An 18233-nucleotide genomic window follows, 5' to 3' on the forward strand; every position below is an offset into this window, starting at 1 on the left:
CATGCCGAACACGGAAGTTAAGCGTCTCAGCGCCGAAAGTAGTTGGGGGATCTCCCCCTGTGAGGATAGGACGTTGCCAGGCAACAACAGAGAGGACGACCGAGCATACGCTCGGTCGTCTTTTTTGTATGTATGATGAAATCGAACTCCGTATTTATGTCCCTTTTATTATGAAACTCCGAACAATTCTCATCATTCATAGAGGAATGAACACAATTCTGACTTTTCTGAACATCGGGAATTGAATTGCACTTTTGCGTTATACCTGTTACCATTACAGAAATATTTCGAAACAAAGATGTAGGTAGAACGAGAAAGGGGCCATCAATTTTTATGTGGGAAAACAAGTTTGCAAAAGAAGGTTTAACGTTTGATGATGTATTACTCGTACCGAGGTTCTCAAATGTTTTACCGCGTGACGTTGATTTAAGCACAAAGCTCTGTGAAGGATTAGAATTGAATATCCCAATCATCAGTGCGGGTATGGATACCGTCACGGAAGCTCCGATGGCGATTGCTATGGCCCGTCAAGGCGGATTAGGTGTCATTCATAAGAACATGTCAATGGAGATGCAGGCTGAGCATGTCGATCGCGTTAAGCGCTCAGAGAACGGTGTCATCACAAATCCTTTCTATTTAACTCCAGATCGTCAAGTGTATGATGCTGAGTATTTGATGAGTAAATATCGCATTTCTGGCGTACCAATCGTCAACTCAGAAGAAGAGCGTAAGTTGATTGGTATTTTGACGAATCGTGATCTTCGCTTCATCAAAGATTATTCAACCGTCATCAAGGATGTGATGACAACGGAAAACCTCATCACTGCAAAAGTAGGTACATCGCTTGAGGAAGCAGAACGTATTCTTCATCAACACCGCATTGAGAAACTTCCACTTGTCGATGAAGCTGGCGTATTGAAAGGTCTTATCACGACAAAAGATATCGAGAAGGTCGAGCAATTCCCAAACGCGGCAAAAGACAAGCAAGGTCGTCTTCTTGTAGCAGCTGCAGTCGGAGTAACAAAAGATGCAGCCTCACGTGCTCAAGTACTTGTAGAAGCAGGCGTAGATGCATTGGTTATCGATACAGCACATGGACATTCGGCTGGTGTGCTTGAAAAAGTTCGTGAGTTGCGCGATACGTTCCCATCGCTCCCAATCATTGCAGGAAACGTAGCTACTGCTGAAGCGACACGTGCTTTGATTGAAGCTGGAGCATCGGTCATTAAAGTTGGAATTGGACCAGGATCAATCTGTACGACACGCGTCGTTGCAGGCGTTGGTGTTCCACAAATCACAGCTGTATATGATTGTGTCACAGAAGCAAAAGAGCATGGTGTATCAGTCATCGCTGATGGTGGAATCAAGTACTCAGGCGATATCGTCAAAGCCATCGCTGCTGGAGCAAACGCTGTCATGCTTGGTAGCTTGCTTGCCGGTGTGAAAGAGAGCCCAGGTGAGATGGAAATTTACCAAGGTCGTCAGTTTAAGACATACCGAGGTATGGGATCTGAAGCATCGATGAAGCGCGGTAGCCAAGACCGTTACTTCCAAGAAGCAGACAAAAAGTTCGTTCCAGAAGGAATCGAAGGACGTGTTGCCTATCGTGGCGAACTCGCTGACACGGTATATCAATTGATTGGTGGTCTTCGCTCAGGTATGGGATACTGTGGCGCTGCCGACATCCGTGCCCTTCGTGAAGACACACAATTCATTCGTATGACGGGTGCGGGTCTTCAAGAAAGTCACCCACACGATGTCAATATCACAAAAGAAGCACCGAACTACTCACGATAATGTAAAAAGCCGCCATCCTGTACACTCAGGATGGCGGTTATTTATTTGCGCTTCTCTACTAAAATCACGGTACCCCCTTGATCTTGAGCAGGAAGTGAGACGGTGACTTTACCATTCTTTTGAACGATGTATTGTTTACCGCTATATCGGTCAATCAAAATGGTTTTTGCTTTATATGAAGTATTAAAGGAAACGGTTTGCGCTTTCTCTTTCGTATTTAATCCGACGAGAACCGACTGTTTTCCATAACTTCGTTTGAAAATCGAATAGCCGGCCTCAGAATTTGCAGCGATGGACGAACGTGTCCCTTTACTGAATACGTGCGAATAGTCTGCACGGATATTCAAAAGTTTTTGATAGTGCGTATGCATCGCTTTTCCTTCACCTTTGACGCGAGACCAGTCGAAGTCATAGCGATTTTCATTGAACTCGCCTTGATCCATATCGCCTGCATGCTTCCCAGATTGACCGACTTCTTCTCCGTAATAGATTACTGGCTGACCTTTCGCTGTGATTTGAAGAGAGGCTGCGACCATTTGCTTCCCAGTGTCCCCGCCTGCCCGTGAGACGAGGAAGCCGTCTTCATCATGACTACTCAAGAATTGTCCGAGCGTCGCTTCGTTTGATAATTGCGTATTACGATATTGAAGCGCCTTTTCAACGTCTTCGATATTGCCATTCACGAATCGTTCAGCCTGATATTTAAAATCAAAGTCGAGCAAGGAATCCATTTGACCACTTCTTAAGTAGCCGCCTGTGTTGTTGATACTCGCCCCGTAGTGCTCCCCAATCAATTTGAAATTCGGCTTGATTGCCGTTAATTCATTTTTAAAGGATTTCCACGTTGTGGAGTCCACGTGTTTGACCGTATCGACACGGAAGTAATCAATCGTGTTGCCATTTTTCGTTTTCGATCGTTTGATCCAATCCGTCTGCCATTTCACCAACTGTTCTCGAACGGCAGCTTCTTCCGTCTTGAAGTCGGGAAGGCCGGATAACGACATTTTGAGATCGTCTCCGTCGACCGGATTTTCACGAATCATTCCATCGAATACTTGTCGTTCTGCATCCGTTGGGAAGTTCGTAACGGATGAGCTTGCCCCAGGCTCCATTCCGTAGCCGGGATGGTTTAAGACGACGTCGACCATAATTTTCATTCCACGCTTATGCGCTTCATCAATCAGTTTATGGAAGGCGGCCATATCCCCGAGATGTTCATCGAGTTTTTCAAAGTTCTTGGCCCAATACCCATGATATCCATACTGAGAACCGTCTTTTCCATATCGTAAATCCCAATCGATGTTATCCACAATTGGCGTGATCCAAATCGTATTGATCCCAAGATCGTCTAAATAATCGAGTTTTTTCGTGACACCTGCAAAATCGCCACCATGGTAAGACTCAGGATGATCTTTGTCATAGTATTCACGATTCGGATTGTCATTGGATAAATCTCCGTTGTAGAAGCGATCGGTGAGCATGAAATAGATGCGCGCCTCATCCCAGTCAAACGCTTGTTTTTCCTTCATCGTTTTAGGGACGACACGAACTGTTGTTTTCGAGCGATGAACGTTTCCGTATTGGTCGATTGCAGTGACGGCAAGCGTCTTATTTCCAGGTTTGACCGTGTCTTTCACCGCGATCGTTTGGGCGTTTAACGCACGATCAATGTGTAACTTTTCAGGACCGCCGAGTGGGCGTGCATCGATATAGAGTTCTCGGAGTGTCACACCTTTTGGCAAGGTCGGGTTTACTCGAACGACCGCATTTTCACGAGAGCTGATGGCTTTCGGACTGACAGAAGAAGTGAGTGTGACAGTTGGTTGACGATATTCGATTTGAGAAGCCTCGAAATAAGGATCTTTCACTTCAGTCGTGACGCCGTCCTTCGTGACGAGATACGTGTAGTCATGGATTCCTTCAGGTAAATGTACCGTGTGGCGGAACCACTCGTTTTCTGGCTCATAAGTCATCGGGTACGTCTCGCCATTGATTTTGAGTGCGACCTGATCGATTTCATCCATTTCTCCTGCTTCATAGAGTGCTACATCACGATAGAAGAATTGAACCCCATCTGTACCGTATTCGGGACCACTGATTGTCGGAACTTGATGGAAGGTACCTTTTCCGCTTTCGACGACGACCTTCGTGACGCGGTCTTCTCCGAGCGTGACGTATCTGTCTTCTCCATAAGCATCCTTAACGGCCCAGTCCGTGCCTTTTCGAATGACAAACCCAACTTTCGTGGCGTCTTGACCAACCGGGATACGGAAGATGGCCCCATCGTCAGTTATCCGGTATGGATCGACTTGTCCGTCTTTTTTCCCAGTGCTCCATGTCCATAAGTTCCAATCCGTATAGTCATGATCGGCACGGACATACTTCATTTCGATATAGCGTGTCGTTTCCCAAGGATCCGCGAGCTTTGTTGCTGTTTTAAAAGTAGTTGTCAATGCCGGGAGTGTTGTATTCGAAATCGTTCCAGTCACTGCACCTTCTGGAATAGTGGCCGTATATGACGTATTGAGAGCGAGAGCTTCTTTCGGTTGAAGTGTCACGCTCGTACCATTCGTTGTTACATCAACGGGAACACGCGTCTCCCCTTGTTGTAAGGTGACCGATGCCGAATCGAGACGGACGGGTTCATTAAATGTCCATGTGATTGGAGCAGACACATCCGCATCAATTGATGATGAGGCCGGAGTCACGGACGCAACTTCAAGTTGGTCAATCGTCTCTACCCCATTTAAGGTGAACGGGGCACTATAAACAGATTGTGTGGATGGCGTGGCGGACACGTTCCAACTATTGGCCAATTGATTGGCAGCATTGCTCGGAATCGTATCGAACGCCCCATGTTCTCCGGCGTTATTTCCACTTAATACAGTTAAGGCGCGGACTTGATCTCCATTGTTTAAGCCGAGTAATGACAGAGGAACTTTTCCTTCAAATCCTTTCGTTCGGTCTAAGGCAAAAGCCGCACCGTTCAACTGATTTAATTGCAAAAGTGGTTTCTCTTGACCAGCCTGATAAAGAGCAGCCTCTTTTACATTCTGATCGCCATCGACTCGGACGAGAATATGATACTGAGGCGCCTTGTCGACACCTTTAAAATCGAATGGATAACCGAGGGGATTCGTCGATACACCTGAATCTTCATCGTTGATTTGAAGGGCGATGTTGATATATTGCCCGTTGTCTCCCCAGTTCGGGACATTATTCGCGTCTACGTAAAAGTAAAGGTGTTGGGCATCATTGTTTATGTATAAATCACCGACATCAAATCCTTGCCATCCAGCAGTGGGAGAACTTGCGAGGGCGGGAATATTAGCCCAATCTGTTTTTGCCCCATCAATCGTGATTGCAGTCGGTTCAGCCAATGCGTTCATCGGAACACCGGCTTGAATGAGCAATGCACCGGACAGGAATAAAGTCGAAGCCTGACGAGCAGTTTTTTTCTTCATGAGACACCTCTTTTGTTTGAGTTAAATTGCACAATTTTATGCAAACGTTTTCAAAAATAGTTTAGCGGAAGTTGTAAGCGCTAACAATATGTTTTTGAAAAAACAATAAATAACCGCGTCTCCTGTTAGTTGAGGAGATGCGGTCATGATTCAGTAGTGACGAGTGAACCTTTGACGATGAGTCGTTCCGTCGTATCGAACGTACAAGTGATCAATGTAAGGGTAGGAGTAGCTGTTTCATCTAATACATCAACTCGTTCAGGAGAGATGGTCTCAAGCGATGTCACGACGTATTCGTAAGTGTGCGTATCATCTCGAAGATAGATCTTCATACCAACATGGACTTCATGGAGCGGACCGAATAGAGCGGTCGCATGTTGTAAATAATGACCGGCCAGCGCGTAATTGCCTACCCCCATTTGTTGATCAGGATGCATGGTTCCCGCTCCGACGGCGAGACTCTCATCATCTAACCCTTTTATAATCGGAAGCTCCAGTGAAACATCTGGAATGGAAATGACACCGATTGTCGGCAACTGATGAAACCGATTGCGCGCTTGCAAGACGTCCGCTAAGGAAAGTGGTGTGACTGCCGCAAAATCATAATTCGACTCAATTTCACTCTCGTCTTGCAATTCCATATGTTCAACGACATATTCACTCGTTGAACTGGCGATATTCTCTTTCCAAATCGAGCTCGTTAAAAAGAAGAGACCGCTGCCGAGTAAACAGATTCCGATGATCCATCGGACGTGTCGCTTCATGGAGTCACTCCTTTCGGGATTTCCCAGGCATCCATCAACTGATCGATCACATTCGGTAACGATGATTCAGGCAAGTGTGCAAAGCCAAACAAAAATTGTATGTGCGAATCTGGGTGTACGATGCGATAGTCGTTCATCGATTTGATGGCGATTTCCGACAATTCAGCGGATTGTTTCAATTCTTGCTCTGTCCGATCGCTGATGACGGTCAAGACAACGTGCAATCCAGCGCTCGCACCTGTCACTGTGACAATCGGTTCGAATGGGCGGAAGGCGGCGAGCACGATTTCTAACTTGCGGCGGTATATTTTTCGCATCCGATTCAAATGCTTCTCGAAGTCACCACTCGACATAAATAGAGCCAACGTATGCTGTTCGAATCGTGGGACGCTACACGTGAAGTAATGATGTCGCTCTCGGTAACGATTCAATAGAGGTGTTGGTAACACCATATATCCAATACGAAGGGATGGCATGAGTGATTTCGAGAAAGTACTGATATAGATGACACGTTCGTTCGGGTCCATACTTTGAAGAGAGGGGATGGGTTTACCACTATAACGGAACTCACTATCGTAATCGTCCTCAATGATATACGTCTGGTGAACGAGCGCCCAATTCAATAAACGTTGGCGTCGACTGACGGATAGGACAGTACCTGTCGGAAATTGATGGGCAGGTGTCACGTATAGCGCATCGATTTCATGGCGTTCGAGCTCACTGACACAAACTCCACTTTCATCTACCGGGATCGGGATAGAGGTGCGCCCCTGTTGCTCGAATAAAAGACGAGTGAGTGGATAGCCGGGATCTTCAATGCCAAAGACCGATGCGTCAGGTAACAAATCCAAAAGCTGTGGAAGGAGTTGTTCTGTCCCTGATCCGACGATGATTTGTTCAGGTGAGCACTGGACGCCTCGTGAATGATAGAGATAGGTCGCAATTTCCTGTCGTAGCTCGAGATCCCCTTGGACGGAACCTAGCGCGAGTAGTTCATGATGAACCTCATCGACAACGTTCTTGACGTGCCGTTTCCAACGTTCAAACGGAAAAGCGGTCGTATCGATTTGACTTGGCGATACATCGTACGTATACGTCTTTTTAGGTGGGGACGGCGTGATGGTGCTGCTCGATCGCCGGACGTACAGTTCCTCTTGCGGCAACACATAAAATCCTTTTCGGGGAACGGATTCAATGTACCCTTCGGCGAGTAATTGGGCGTATGCAAACTCGACTGTCGTCTGAGACACATCCAAAAATTGAGAGAGTTTGCGTTTCGAAGGTAACTTGGTACCCGTCTTTAATGTATCGTCGACGATAGCATCCCGAATGTGTTTATATAACTGCTCATATAGCGGGATGGACGAGTCTTGTTCAAGTGAGAAAGTAAGCATATCCATAAAACAATGTTCCTTTCTTTACGAACCGAAAAAGAAGTATAAGAGAAAACCGAGGATAATCAAGGCTGAGACAATTCCAGGTGTAACAAATGAGGCGCGATGACCTCCTTCAAACGGATCACGGTCGAACATACTGATTCCTCCTTTATACTTCAACACGTTCGAGATAGTAGCCATAGAGTCCTTTATCCAAACTGACCACTTTAAAAAATAAGAATCTGGCACTTTTAATATAGTCAATCCAGCTTATACTAGCAAGTAGAACATAAACTCATGGAGGGATTTCAATGGAAAAGAGACAAGTGGGAACAGATAAAGTAAAACGTGGGATGGCTGAAATGCAAAAAGGTGGCGTCATCATGGACGTCATCAACGCAGAGCAGGCGAAAATTGCTGAAGCTGCAGGTGCGGTTGCTGTCATGGCACTTGAACGCGTACCTTCGGATATCCGTAAAATGGGTGGGGTTGCCCGTATGGCCGACCCAACAATCATTGAAGATGTCATGGGAGCAGTATCTGTTCCGGTTATGGCAAAATGCCGTATCGGACATATCGCTGAAGCGCGTGTCCTCGAGTCGATGGGGGTCGACTTTATCGATGAGAGTGAAGTATTGACGCCGGCAGACGAAGAGTTCCACTTGTACAAACGCGACTATACAGCACCGTTCGTATGTGGAGCACGTGACCTTGGCGAAGCGGCTCGTCGTATCGGCGAAGGCGCGGCAATGATTCGTACAAAAGGTGAGCCAGGAACAGGGAACATCGTGGAAGCGGTTCGTCACATGCGCACCGTACAAGCACAAGTGAAGCGTCTCTTGTCGATGAGCGTGGATGAAGTCATGACAGAGGCTCGTGATCTCGGAGCTCCATTTGAAGTGCTTATGCAAATTCGTGAAGCGGGTCGTCTCCCGGTCGTTAACTTTGCGGCGGGTGGAATCGCGACACCAGCGGATGCTGCCTTGATGATGCATCTCGGAGCAGATGGTGTCTTCGTCGGATCTGGTATCTTCAAAGCGGAGAACCCAGAGAAATTCGCACGTGCCATCGTAGAAGCGACAACGTACCACGATGACTATGAGCGGATCGCACATCTTTCAAAAGGATTAGGTGAGGCGATGAAAGGACTAGACGTCCGTACGCTCAAAGATGAAGAACTCATGGCACCACGAGGCTGGTAAGATGGTAACGATTGGCGTATTAGGGATGCAGGGCGCAATTCGTGAGCATGTTCGTATGCTTGAAGCGCTCGGTGCTCAAACCGTTGTAGTCCGCTCGCTAGAAGACTTGAAAGCAATCGATGGATTAGTCTTACCAGGTGGAGAAAGTACCGCGATGCGACGCTTACTCGATCGTTATGAGTTACTTGAGCCACTTCGCGACATGGAGACGTTACCGATGTTTGGCACATGTGCCGGCATGATTCTTCTCGCGAACGAAGTCGAAGGGTATGACGCCCACTTAAAGAAAATTCCGATGACAGTAAAACGTAATGCATTCGGACGTCAGGTCGACAGTTTTGAAGTCGATCTTCCGGTAAAAGGAATTGATGAGCCAGTCGAAGCGGTGTTTATTCGTGCCCCACAAGTGGCGCGAGTTGAACCGGAAGTAGATGTGCTCGCTGAAGTTGAGGAAGCGATTGTAGCAGTTCGTTACAACCAGTACCTGGCTTGTTCGTTCCATCCAGAATTGACAGAAGATTTATCATTGCACCGTTATTTTATCGAGATGGTTAAAGAAAATCAGAAGCAATATGCATAAGTTTGAGGGACCTCATGAAAAGGGGGTCCTTCAAACTTATTTTTTGTTACACTGAACAAAGAAGCGTATAGAAAGGGGAAACTATGTGAAGGCTCGCTATTTAATCATGATGTTTGTTGCCATGTTGCTTGTACAAGTAATCGTACCCTCAGTCGCCTCTGCGGCCGCGCCAAAAGTCGACGCGGCGAGCGCGATGCTCGTAGACGTGACGACAGGGCAGGTCTTATTTACAAAACAGGAAGATGCCATGCTTCAACCGGCTTCGATCACAAAGCTGATGACGGCATTTTTGACGCGTGAAGCGATCGAAGAAGGAAAGCTCAGTTGGAATCAAGAGGTTACACCGAGTGACGCTGCCTTGGCGCTGACGAGAAAACCGGGACTTGCACGAATCCCGCTACTGAATAAACCGTATACCGTCAAAGAGTTATACGATGCAGCATTAATTCGTTCGGCGAACGAAGCGGCTGTGACGCTCGGGGAAGCGGTGTCTGGTTCAGAAGAGGCGTTCGTCAAAGAAATGAATCGTCGAGCGGATGAGTTAGGGATGACACAAACGACGTTTGCGAATGCATCGGGACTCGATTCTGTGTCAGCCGGTCTACCAGGAGATAATTTGACATCTGCCAATGATTTAATGAAGTTGGCGATTGCGTATTTGACGACTTATCCGGAAGTGCTCGACGTGACGAAACGGGCATACGTGGATGTCGACGGTGTTCGCTTTGACGCGACGAACCGAATGCTTGCCGACCGGGATCTCGCCTATCCAGGGATGCTCGGCTTTAAAACGGGAACAACGAATGAGGCAGGCTATTGCTTTATCGGTGTGTCGACACGGGATGGTCGCACTGTGTTATCCGTCGTTCTTGGCGCACCATCTGATGAGGGACGCTATGTAGCGACGAAAGCGTTACACGACTATGCGTACTCAGATTTCGTCATGACACCGATTTTACGGACAGGGGAAACCATTTCGGAAACGGCAACGGTCTCTCAAGGTGAAACGGAACAGGTCACTGTTCGGACGACGAATGACTTTGAAGTGTTAGTCGAAAAAGGGAAACCTGTCCCGGAACCGAAAGTTGAACTGCTCGAACTAGACGCTCCGGTCAAGGTCGATACACAGGCAGGTACGGTTACCATCGACTCCTCGGATCAAGTTCGCTATTTAGAAGGAGAGACACCTCCGAAGATGACGCTTGTCACGGCAGAGGCGGTTGATACGGCTTCGTTTTTGACGAGAATGACGCGAGCGTTTGTTGATTTCCTCGATCAAATCAGATTGGCACTTGGAAAAATCAGTCTTGTCGAACAAGTTCAGATGTTGTAAAGTAAGATTAATTCAATGACAGATGCGATGATGAGAATAAGTACGTTACGTACGTCTACTGACAGAGAGCTAGTGGTTGGTGCAAACTAGTGAGATGGCGTAACCGAATCGGCCTCGGAGCATTGACTTGGAAACAAGTCACGTTTGGCACACGTTACGTGCATCGAGTGGCTCATGCATTTGGGCAACGAGGGTGGCAACGCGGATCCAAGGTGGTTCGTCCCTTTCCTACGGGAAAGGGACGTGCCGCCTTTTTTATATGAAAAAAGGAGGAACAACAATGTTAGACATTAAACGTTTACGACAAGATTTTGAAGGGATTAAAGAAAAATTAGCTTACCGTGGAGAAGATTTGAGTGCACTTGACCGCTTCCCGCAGTTAGAAGAAAAGCGCCGTGACTTGATTAACGAAGTGGAAGTAAAGAAAGCAAAGCGTAATGAAGCGACAAAACAAATCGCTGAATTAAAACGCAACAAACAAGATGCAGAAGGTCCAATCTTAGAAACACGCCGACTTGGGGATGAAATCAAATTGTTGGATGAGGAGTTACGAGAAGTAGAGGCAGAGCTCAACTTGATCTTGCTCAGCATTCCAAACATCCCACATGAGTCAACTCCAATCGGTGAGACAGAAGACGATAACGTGACGATTCGCGAAATCGGAACGAAGCCTGATTTTGATTTCGAGCCGAAGCAACATTGGGACGTGATGGAAGACCTAAAAATCGTCGATGTCGAGCGCGCTGGAAAAGTAACGGGTAGCCGTTTTGTCTTCTATAAAGGATTAGGTGCTCGCTTAGAACGTGCTCTGATCAACTTTATGATGGACCTTCATTCAGACGAGCATGGATATTCAGAAGTATTGCCGCCGTACATGGTCAATCGTGATTCGATGATCGGAACAGGTCAACTTCCTAAATTTGAAGAAGATGCGTTCAAAGTAGCGGACACGAACTACTTCCTCGTTCCAACAGCTGAAGTGCCAGTTACAAACATGCACCGTGAAGAAATCATCCCGGAAACACAGCTTCCGATTACGTATACAGCATATAGCGCTAACTTCCGTTCTGAAGCCGGTTCAGCTGGTCGTGATACACGTGGCTTGATTCGTCAGCACCAGTTCAACAAAGTCGAGCTCGTCCGCTTCGTGAAACCAGAAGAGTCATATGAACAACTAGAATTATTGACAGGTCATGCTGAAGAGGTATTGAAGCGTCTTGGACTTCCGTATCAAGTACTCAGCATGTGCACGGCAGACCTCGGCTTCACAGCTGCGAAAAAATACGACATCGAAGTATGGATGCCAGCACAAGGGATGTATCGTGAGATTTCTTCTTGCTCTAACTTCGAAGATTTCCAAGCGCGTCGTGCGGGAATTCGCTTCCGTCGTGATGCCAACGCGAAACCAGAATTCGTTCATACATTGAACGGCTCAGGATTGGCAGTCGGTCGAACGGTGGCAGCGATTTTGGAAAACTATCAACAGGCGGATGGATCTGTCGTCATTCCAGAAGTTCTTCGTCCTTATATGGGTGGAAAAGAAAAGATTGAAATGCCGAACTAAACACTTGAGCCGCCTCGATTTTGAGGCGCTCAATTTTTTTTAATGTTTTTTCACAAAAGGGTTTGACATCTGTCTCTTCAGTTGGTACTATAAATCATGTCGAGCGACACTGTTGCTCACGAATTGCATATGAGCTTTGGAGGTGTACCCAAGTGGTTTAAGGGAACGGTCTTGAAAACCGTCAGGGGTGTAACAGCCTGCGTGGGTTCGAATCCCACCACCTCCTCCATTTCTTTTTTGGAGGCTCACACAATTTTATATCTTTTGGAGGTGTACCCAAGTGGTTTAAGGGAACGGTCTTGAAAACCGTCAGGGGTGTAACAGCCTGCGTGGGTTCGAATCCCACCACCTCCTCCACTTTCTTTTTTTTACACTTTTTTAGGCCTGGAGTTGTACCCAAGTCCGGCTGAAGGGGACGGACTCGAAATCCGTTAGGAGTCGCAAGGCTCGCGTGGGTTCGAATCCCACCAACTCCGCTTTCAATCGGGCATCTGCAGAGGCAGATGCATTTTTTGTATCCACAGACATATGCGCTGTGGATTTTTTTATGCACAGAAAAGAGAGATCACGCTTTTGATGGCGTAATCCCTCTGTATGATTATCTAACTTTTGCTTCGCGAGCAATCGTTAATTGCTTTTCGATTTTTTCAAGGATGAGTTCGACTGAATCTGGGTCTTTGATGAGATCGTACTCTTCAATCGAGAGTCGTAGTACTGGGCACAAGTTGAAGTTGTTGATCCACTCTGTGTAGCGTTCGTACATCTCTTCCCAATAAGCGATTGGTGTTTGTTGCTCCATCTCGCGACCGCGCATCTGGATGCGTTCAAGGACTTGTTCGAACGAACCTTCAAGATAAATCAATAGGTCTGGGTGCGGGAAGAAGGGTGTTAACACCATAGCCTCGAACAAACTTGAATACGTTTCGTAGTCTGTTGGTGACATCGTCCCTTTTTCATAATGCATTTTTGCAAAGATGCCTGTGTCTTCATAGATGGAACGGTCTTGAATGAAGCCGCCCCCGTATTGGAAGATTTTCTTCTGTTCTTTAAAGCGTTCTGCTAAGAAGTAAATTTGAAGATGGAAACTCCAACGTTCAAAATCATGATAGAATTTATCGAGGTAAGGGTTCGTATCTACTTTCTCTAGAGACGTTCGGAAGTTTAAAGCATCGGCTAACGAATTGGTAATCGTCGATTTCCCGATTCCAACCATTCCACCGATTGTAATGATCGTATCGTTCGGAATGTTATATTTATCAATCAGCTTCATTTTAATTGTGCTCCTTTAGTTAATTCTAATTCGCGTTCAATCGTCTTGAGGACATGTGTCAAATCGTCCGGATTGTGTACAAAGTCGAGTTCATCCCCACTAAATGAGAGGATTTTCACTTCTGGATGGGCCGCGCGATAGGATTCGACGAACGTCTCATAATCGTGAGCAAGCTGTTCGAGATAATCGCGAGACATATTTTCTTCCACTTCACGTCCACGCAAAGCAACGCGTTTCATCAGTGTCTCAATGCTGGCGTGTAAGTAAATGACGACATCAGGTTTCGGCATATCATGTGTCAAAATCTTATAAATCTGCTCGTACTTGTTTAAATGCGCAGGTTTCAACGAACGGTGAGCAAAAATCAAGTTTTTGAAAATATGATAGTCCGAAACGACGGATTGCTGTTGACTCAAGTGGTGTTTATGAATATCATCCAACTGCTTGAATCGATTGCATAAGAAGAACATTTCCGTTTGGAAACTCCATTCTTCGATATCTTCATAAAACTTGCCGAGAAATGGGTTCTCTTCTACAATTTCATTCAGCATCTGCATCGAGAAATGCTGACTGATGATATGGGCCAGTGATGTTTTCCCGACACCAATCGGTCCTTCTACCGTTATAAACATATGATGTCATCCTCCATTATCCAAAGTGCAAGTTCCATTCTAGCATAGAATGCGAATGATATGGCGAGGGATTTGATTTTCATTTTTTTTCATAGTGTTAAATAAGAAATGAGGTGAATCGATGGAACGTGACGAACGATTTATGCAGTTGGCCATCGAAGAAGCAAAGAAAGCAGAGGCCATCGGGGAAGTCCCGATCGGCTGTGTGATTGTAAAAGGTGACGAAGTGGTTGCGACTGGTCATAATCGTCGTGAAACAGATTTATTGGCAGCGGCTCATGCTGAGATGATTGCGATTGAATCAGCAAATCGATCACTGGGCAATTGGCGATTAGAAGATTGTGAGTTATACGTCACACTCGAACCGTGTCCAATGTGTGCGGGTGCCATTGTGCTATCCCGAGTGAAGCGGGTCATCTTCGGTGCACATGATCCGAAAGGGGGTTGTTGCGGTACGTTGATGAATTTGGTACAAGATGAACGATTCAATCATCAGGCTGACGTAACCGAAAATGTTTTAGCAGAAGAATGTGGACGACTTCTAACTGATTTCTTCCGGGCGCTTAGAGAAAGGAAGAAACAAGAGAGACTTCATCAGAGAGGTTGCAACCCAATCGATTAAACAGTATAATGTAATAGCACTCGAGATAGTGCATAATTTCATTTACCCATTTGCCGTGCTAGGTGGGGAGGTAGCGGTGCCCTGTCACTCGCAATCCGCTGTAGCGAGACTGAATCCCGATTCGAGGGAGTGCGCTGGTGTGGTCTGCCTTATGTAAGTGGCGTTGACGTCTGAGTCCTGCGCAACGGTCACCCATGAACCAGGTCAGGTCCGGAAGGAAGCAGCCTTAAGTGGTGACGTACCGTGTGCCGCAGGGGTGCTTGGGCTGAGCAAACTGCATGAGTAACGCATGTTGACGTGCTTTCAGAAATCGGTGCGCGGCAGATTTATTTTATAACTTCAATCTATGGCCCCAGGGCTGTAGATTTTTTTGTATGATGAGATAGAGAAGAAAAGTGGGGAAGGAGGCGAACTCATGGCGTATCAAGCGTTATATCGGGTATACAGACCTCAGTCATTTCAAGAGGTCGTCGGTCAAGTTCATATCACACGTACGATTCAAAACGCTTTATTAGAGGAGCGGATGTCACACGCATATTTGTTTTCAGGTCCACGCGGGACAGGGAAGACGAGCTTAGCGAAAATCATTGCTAAGGCGATCAACTGTGAAAGTGCACCGACACGTGAACCGTGTAATACCTGTCCGACGTGTATCGCTATCACGGAAGGTACGAGTCCGGACGTTTTTGAAATCGATGCGGCATCAAATAATGGAGTTGACGAAATTCGAGAAATCCGAGACAAAGTCAAATATCCACCGTCTCAAGGGCGTTACAAAGTATATATCATTGATGAAGTGCATATGTTGTCGACAGGTGCATTCAATGCATTATTGAAAACACTCGAAGAACCGCCAGCACATGCAATTTTTATCTTAGCGACGACAGAACCGCATAAAATTCCGGCAACGATTATTTCGCGTTGTCAGAGATTTGATGTCAAACGACATGAAGTGAGTCAATTGCAAACCCGGATGGCCTATATTTTGAATGATCAAGACCATGATTATGATCCGGAAGCATTGAAACTAATCGCACGGGCTGCTGATGGCGGGATGCGGGATGCCCTTAGCTTGCTTGATCAGGCCTTAGCATTTAGCGATGGGCGTCTGACGGAAGAAGCGGTGTTAGAAGTAACGGGTGCTGTGACGGATGAAACACTGCTCGAAATGGCATACGGTTTACAGAAAAAAGAGTTGAATGCGATTTTGAGTACGCTTGAAATGATGTTACGTGAAGGGAAAGATTTAAAGCGTTTCATCGAAGACTTAGTGTTCGTCCATCGGGATGCGTTACTATTGAAAGCATCTCCGCAAGCTGCCGACTTATTAGAGCGTGCTCGTCCGACTGATGAGTTTCGTCAGTTTGTCGAAGCGACTTCGACGGACGAATTGTTCCAAGTGATTGAAGAGCTCAATGAGTGCCAGCAACAAATGAGGCTGTCGAATCATCCGAAGGTATTGGTAGAGTTAACGTTCATCCGAATTGCAGAACAAGGTCGTACGATCAGTGAGCAGATGACACAACTTCAAGACCAAGTGCGTGAGTTGAGCCGCGAATTGAATGAAGTGAAGAAGAATGGCGTGACTGTGACAGGTGGAGAGGTGGAAAAACCGAAGCCTGCTCCGAAACGAACACAAATCCGAGTGCCGAAAGAGCGGATTCGCCAATTACTTCAGCGAGCTGAGCGGCAGCATTTGAATGCGATTCGCGATAGTTGGGGCGACATCATGACGAATATCCGGATACAGGATGGTCCAATCTTCGCACTCTTCTATGAAAGTGAGGCTGTCCTTTGTGCAAGTGACACCTTACTGGTACAATTTAAAGATGGAATGACATGGCACTATGAACAAGTGAGTTCGAATGGTCGTACGCGTGATGTAATCGAGCAGGCGTTATTTGAAGTTACGGGGATTCGTCGTGAAATTATGGCGGTGCTTGAAACGGATTGGAATGAACTGAAGAATGAGTTCATCCTTCAAAAACAAGCAGAGCGGACAGAACGAGTCGAAGAACCAGAAACTGAAGACCCGTTGGTTGCACAGGCGATGGAACGTTTTGGCGATGTCGTTGAAATCGAAGAAACATAAGGGAGGCGCTCTGAATGCGTGGAATGGGAAATATGAATAACATGATGAAACAAATGCAAAAGATGCAAAAAGATATGGCGAAAGCTCAAGAAGAACTAAAAGAGTTATCAGTAGAAGGTACTGCAGGAGGCGGCATGGTAAAAGTTGTCGTCAGCGGTCATAAAGAAGTTTTAGATGTCATCATTGCAGAAGATGTCGTCGACCCGGACGATGTAGATATGTTGCAGGATCTCGTCTTAGCAGCAATTAATGATGCGATGAAGCAAGCTGATCAGCTTGTGAATGATAAGATGGGGCGTTTCACACAAGGTATGAATCTCCCAGGCTTTTAAGTGAAGAAAGGATCGATGCGAGTTGCAATACCCTGAAGCCATTGGACGATTGATTGAGAGTTTTACGAAACTACCTGGAATCGGTCCGAAAACTGCAGTGCGTTTGGCGTTCCATGTATTAGATATGGAAGAAGACGATGTATTAACGTTTGCGAAGTCTCTCGTCAGTGCGAAACGGGACATCAAATATTGTACCGTTTGCGGGCACATTACAGATATTGATCCTTGTGCAATCTGTAAAGACTCACACCGGGATGAAACGGTAGTTTGTGTGGTTCAAGATTCAAGAGACGTGATTGCCATGGAGAAAATGAGAGAGTATAGAGGGAAATATCATGTTCTTCATGGAGCCATAAGTCCAATGGAAGGGATTGGTCCAGAGGATATTAACGTTTCAAGCTTGCTGACACGTTTACAAGAGAACGAGTCAATCCAAGAAGTGATTTTAGCGACGAACCCGAACATTGAGGGAGAAGCGACTTCGATGTATTTATCACGCTTACTTAAGCCGACAGGAATCCGTGTAACTCGTCTCGCGCATGGTTTGCCCGTCGGTGGGGATTTAGAGTATGCGGACGAAGTGACCTTGTCTCGAGCGATGGAAGGTAGAAGAGAATTATGAAATGGTTTCGTAAGTCGTTAAAAGATGATTATGATCAACGACTACTGACTGAGTTGATGGAAGCGAAAGCTAAGTTTGAGTCGAAACGTCGGATGCTTGAAGTTAGCATCGAAGATACAGGAGAATTAGCGGCTCAAGTGAAGCAAGCAGAAGCTCTTTACTTTTTCTATTTGAAAGAGGCGAAAAAACGAAATGTATCCTTATCGTCTCTCCGTTCATAAGGCGAAGCCGTTGGCTCGCCTTATTTTATTTTTAACCCTATATAATGAAGAAAAAAATATAGTGTGAGTGATTAAAGCATAATTTAATAAATTTCTTAAAACTATTTTAATAAAAGGGTTGCGTGGTTAAAGTTTTACTGATATATTAATAGACGTCGCCGAGATAAGCGGCAAACAAAATAAAAAATATTTTAAAAAGTGATTGACCTTTTGTTCTTCACTTGGTAAGATATTAAAGTCGCCAAGAGCGACAGACGAACTTTGAAAACTGAACGATGAGGCAAAAATAAGTTTTACAATTTTTGAATGAAGCGCAAGCTTCGTCAATTTAAGAGCTATATCAAATTCTTTGGAGAGTTTGA

The 18233-nt window shown here is 46.0% G+C and carries 16 protein-coding genes, 3 tRNA genes, 1 other RNA gene and 1 other annotated feature; of the genes, 14 read left to right on the forward strand and 6 right to left on the reverse strand.

Annotation, left to right across the window (positions count from 1 at the left end):
- Positions 1-333 precede the first annotated feature (333 nt).
- A complete protein-coding gene (guaB, locus tag LCM29_RS14920; RefSeq protein WP_214697315.1) occupies positions 334-1797 on the forward strand; it encodes an IMP dehydrogenase in 1464 nt (487 codons plus the stop codon).
- A 41-nt stretch (positions 1798-1838) separates the two neighbouring features.
- Here guaB and LCM29_RS14925 read toward each other — a convergent pair whose 3' ends face one another.
- From LCM29_RS14925 to LCM29_RS14935, 3 genes are all read right to left on the reverse strand, one after another.
- The gene (locus LCM29_RS14925; protein ID WP_224863752.1) at positions 1839-5261 is read right to left on the reverse strand and encodes an alpha-amylase family glycosyl hydrolase; all 3423 of its coding nucleotides are present in this window, start codon (positions 5259-5261) and stop codon (positions 1839-1841) included.
- A gap of 143 nt (positions 5262-5404) precedes the next feature.
- Entirely contained in the window at positions 5405-6025 is a 621-nt protein-coding gene (locus tag LCM29_RS14930; RefSeq protein WP_224863754.1) for a class A sortase, read from the reverse strand.
- Positions 6022-7425, reverse strand: coding sequence for a PLP-dependent aminotransferase family protein (locus LCM29_RS14935; protein WP_224863756.1), 1404 nt, complete (start codon positions 7423-7425; stop codon positions 6022-6024). The genes LCM29_RS14930 and LCM29_RS14935 overlap by 4 nt, the downstream gene beginning before the upstream one ends.
- A 287-nt stretch (positions 7426-7712) precedes the next feature.
- Between LCM29_RS14935 and pdxS the strand changes: the two genes are divergently transcribed.
- The 7 genes from pdxS to LCM29_RS14970 all read left to right on the forward strand — a co-directional run bounded on the left by pdxS (position 7713) and on the right by LCM29_RS14970 (position 12556).
- A complete protein-coding gene (gene pdxS / locus LCM29_RS14940; protein ID WP_214697307.1) occupies positions 7713-8603 on the forward strand; it encodes a pyridoxal 5'-phosphate synthase lyase subunit PdxS in 891 nt (296 codons plus the stop codon).
- A 1-nt stretch (position 8604) separates the two neighbouring features.
- Positions 8605-9183, forward strand: a complete 579-nt coding sequence (pdxT, locus tag LCM29_RS14945) for a pyridoxal 5'-phosphate synthase glutaminase subunit PdxT (RefSeq protein ID WP_214750030.1) — start codon at positions 8605-8607, stop codon at positions 9181-9183.
- 85 nt (positions 9184-9268) lie between these two features.
- Complete coding sequence (locus LCM29_RS14950; RefSeq protein WP_224863758.1) at positions 9269-10516, forward strand: D-alanyl-D-alanine carboxypeptidase family protein; 1248 nt, start codon at positions 9269-9271, stop codon at positions 10514-10516.
- An 18-nt stretch (positions 10517-10534) separates the two neighbouring features.
- Positions 10535-10744: a binding site (T-box leader), on the forward strand.
- 52 nt (positions 10745-10796) lie between these two features.
- Positions 10797-12080 (forward strand): serine--tRNA ligase, encoded by a 1284-nt coding sequence (serS, locus tag LCM29_RS14955; RefSeq protein ID WP_214750034.1) that lies wholly within the window; start codon positions 10797-10799, stop codon positions 12078-12080.
- A gap of 138 nt (positions 12081-12218) precedes the next feature.
- Positions 12219-12309, forward strand: a tRNA-Ser gene (locus tag LCM29_RS14960).
- Between the two features lie 37 nt (positions 12310-12346).
- Positions 12347-12437 (forward strand) — tRNA-Ser (locus LCM29_RS14965).
- Positions 12438-12466: 29 nt separating this feature from the next.
- Positions 12467-12556: transfer RNA gene (locus tag LCM29_RS14970), tRNA-Ser, on the forward strand.
- A 122-nt stretch (positions 12557-12678) separates the two neighbouring features.
- Here the strand turns inward: LCM29_RS14970 and LCM29_RS14975 are convergent.
- Positions 12679-13350, reverse strand: coding sequence for a deoxynucleoside kinase (locus LCM29_RS14975; protein ID WP_251125747.1), 672 nt, complete (start codon positions 13348-13350; stop codon positions 12679-12681).
- Positions 13347-13982 (reverse strand): deoxynucleoside kinase, encoded by a 636-nt coding sequence (locus LCM29_RS14980; RefSeq protein ID WP_214697300.1) that lies wholly within the window; start codon positions 13980-13982, stop codon positions 13347-13349. Before LCM29_RS14980 ends, LCM29_RS14975 begins: the two co-directional genes overlap by 4 nt.
- Before the next feature lie 121 nt (positions 13983-14103).
- Here LCM29_RS14980 and tadA point away from each other — a divergent pair, with 121 nt between their 5' ends.
- The 6 genes from tadA (at position 14104) to LCM29_RS15010 (ending at position 17871) form a co-directional block, all read left to right on the forward strand.
- Positions 14104-14604 carry a tRNA adenosine(34) deaminase TadA gene (tadA, locus tag LCM29_RS14985; RefSeq protein WP_214877051.1) on the forward strand — a complete coding sequence of 167 codons (501 nt, stop codon included), beginning with the start codon at positions 14104-14106 and terminating at the stop codon, positions 14602-14604.
- 53 nt (positions 14605-14657) lie between these two features.
- Positions 14658-14925, forward strand: an RNA gene (ffs, locus tag LCM29_RS14990) — signal recognition particle sRNA large type.
- Positions 14926-15019: 94 nt separating this feature from the next.
- The gene (gene dnaX, locus LCM29_RS14995; protein WP_214750038.1) at positions 15020-16696 is read left to right on the forward strand and encodes a DNA polymerase III subunit gamma/tau; all 1677 of its coding nucleotides are present in this window, start codon (positions 15020-15022) and stop codon (positions 16694-16696) included.
- A gap of 14 nt (positions 16697-16710) precedes the next feature.
- A complete protein-coding gene (locus LCM29_RS15000) occupies positions 16711-17028 on the forward strand; it encodes a YbaB/EbfC family nucleoid-associated protein (RefSeq protein WP_012727754.1) in 318 nt (105 codons plus the stop codon).
- A 22-nt stretch (positions 17029-17050) separates the two neighbouring features.
- Positions 17051-17650, forward strand: a complete 600-nt coding sequence (gene recR / locus LCM29_RS15005; RefSeq protein ID WP_012727753.1) for a recombination mediator RecR — start codon at positions 17051-17053, stop codon at positions 17648-17650.
- Positions 17647-17871, forward strand: a complete 225-nt coding sequence (locus tag LCM29_RS15010; protein WP_214697288.1) for a YaaL family protein — start codon at positions 17647-17649, stop codon at positions 17869-17871. The genes recR and LCM29_RS15010 overlap by 4 nt, the downstream gene beginning before the upstream one ends.
- Positions 17872-17997: 126 nt before the next feature.
- Here the strand turns inward: LCM29_RS15010 and LCM29_RS15015 are convergent.
- Positions 17998-18233 (reverse strand): hypothetical protein (locus LCM29_RS15015; RefSeq protein WP_224863760.1); only part of this gene is annotated, 236 nt, incomplete at its 5' end.

It is taken from the genome of Exiguobacterium aestuarii (assembly GCF_020171655.1).
GTDB classification, from domain to species: Bacteria; Bacillota; Bacilli; order Exiguobacteriales; family Exiguobacteriaceae; genus Exiguobacterium; species Exiguobacterium aestuarii_A.

Coding starts and splice junctions, on each gene's coding strand:
- serS (WP_214750034.1), top strand. CDS start 10,797: ATGTTAGACATTAAACGTTTACGACAAGATTTTGAAGGGATTAAAGAA.
- pdxT (WP_214750030.1), top strand. CDS start 8,605: ATGGTAACGATTGGCGTATTAGGGATGCAGGGCGCAATTCGTGAGCAT.
- LCM29_RS14975 (WP_251125747.1), bottom strand. CDS start 13,350: ATGAAGCTGATTGATAAATATAACATTCCGAACGATACGATCATTACA.
- LCM29_RS14980 (WP_214697300.1), bottom strand. CDS start 13,982: ATGTTTATAACGGTAGAAGGACCGATTGGTGTCGGGAAAACATCACTG.
- dnaX (WP_214750038.1), top strand. CDS start 15,020: ATGGCGTATCAAGCGTTATATCGGGTATACAGACCTCAGTCATTTCAA.
- LCM29_RS14935 (WP_224863756.1), bottom strand. CDS start 7,425: ATGGATATGCTTACTTTCTCACTTGAACAAGACTCGTCCATCCCGCTA.
- LCM29_RS14925 (WP_224863752.1), bottom strand. CDS start 5,261: ATGAAGAAAAAAACTGCTCGTCAGGCTTCGACTTTATTCCTGTCCGGT.
- guaB (WP_214697315.1), top strand. CDS start 334: ATGTGGGAAAACAAGTTTGCAAAAGAAGGTTTAACGTTTGATGATGTA.
- LCM29_RS15010 (WP_214697288.1), top strand. CDS start 17,647: ATGAAATGGTTTCGTAAGTCGTTAAAAGATGATTATGATCAACGACTA.
- LCM29_RS15000 (WP_012727754.1), top strand. CDS start 16,711: ATGCGTGGAATGGGAAATATGAATAACATGATGAAACAAATGCAAAAG.
- LCM29_RS14930 (WP_224863754.1), bottom strand. CDS start 6,025: ATGAAGCGACACGTCCGATGGATCATCGGAATCTGTTTACTCGGCAGC.
- tadA (WP_214877051.1), top strand. CDS start 14,104: ATGGAACGTGACGAACGATTTATGCAGTTGGCCATCGAAGAAGCAAAG.
- pdxS (WP_214697307.1), top strand. CDS start 7,713: ATGGAAAAGAGACAAGTGGGAACAGATAAAGTAAAACGTGGGATGGCT.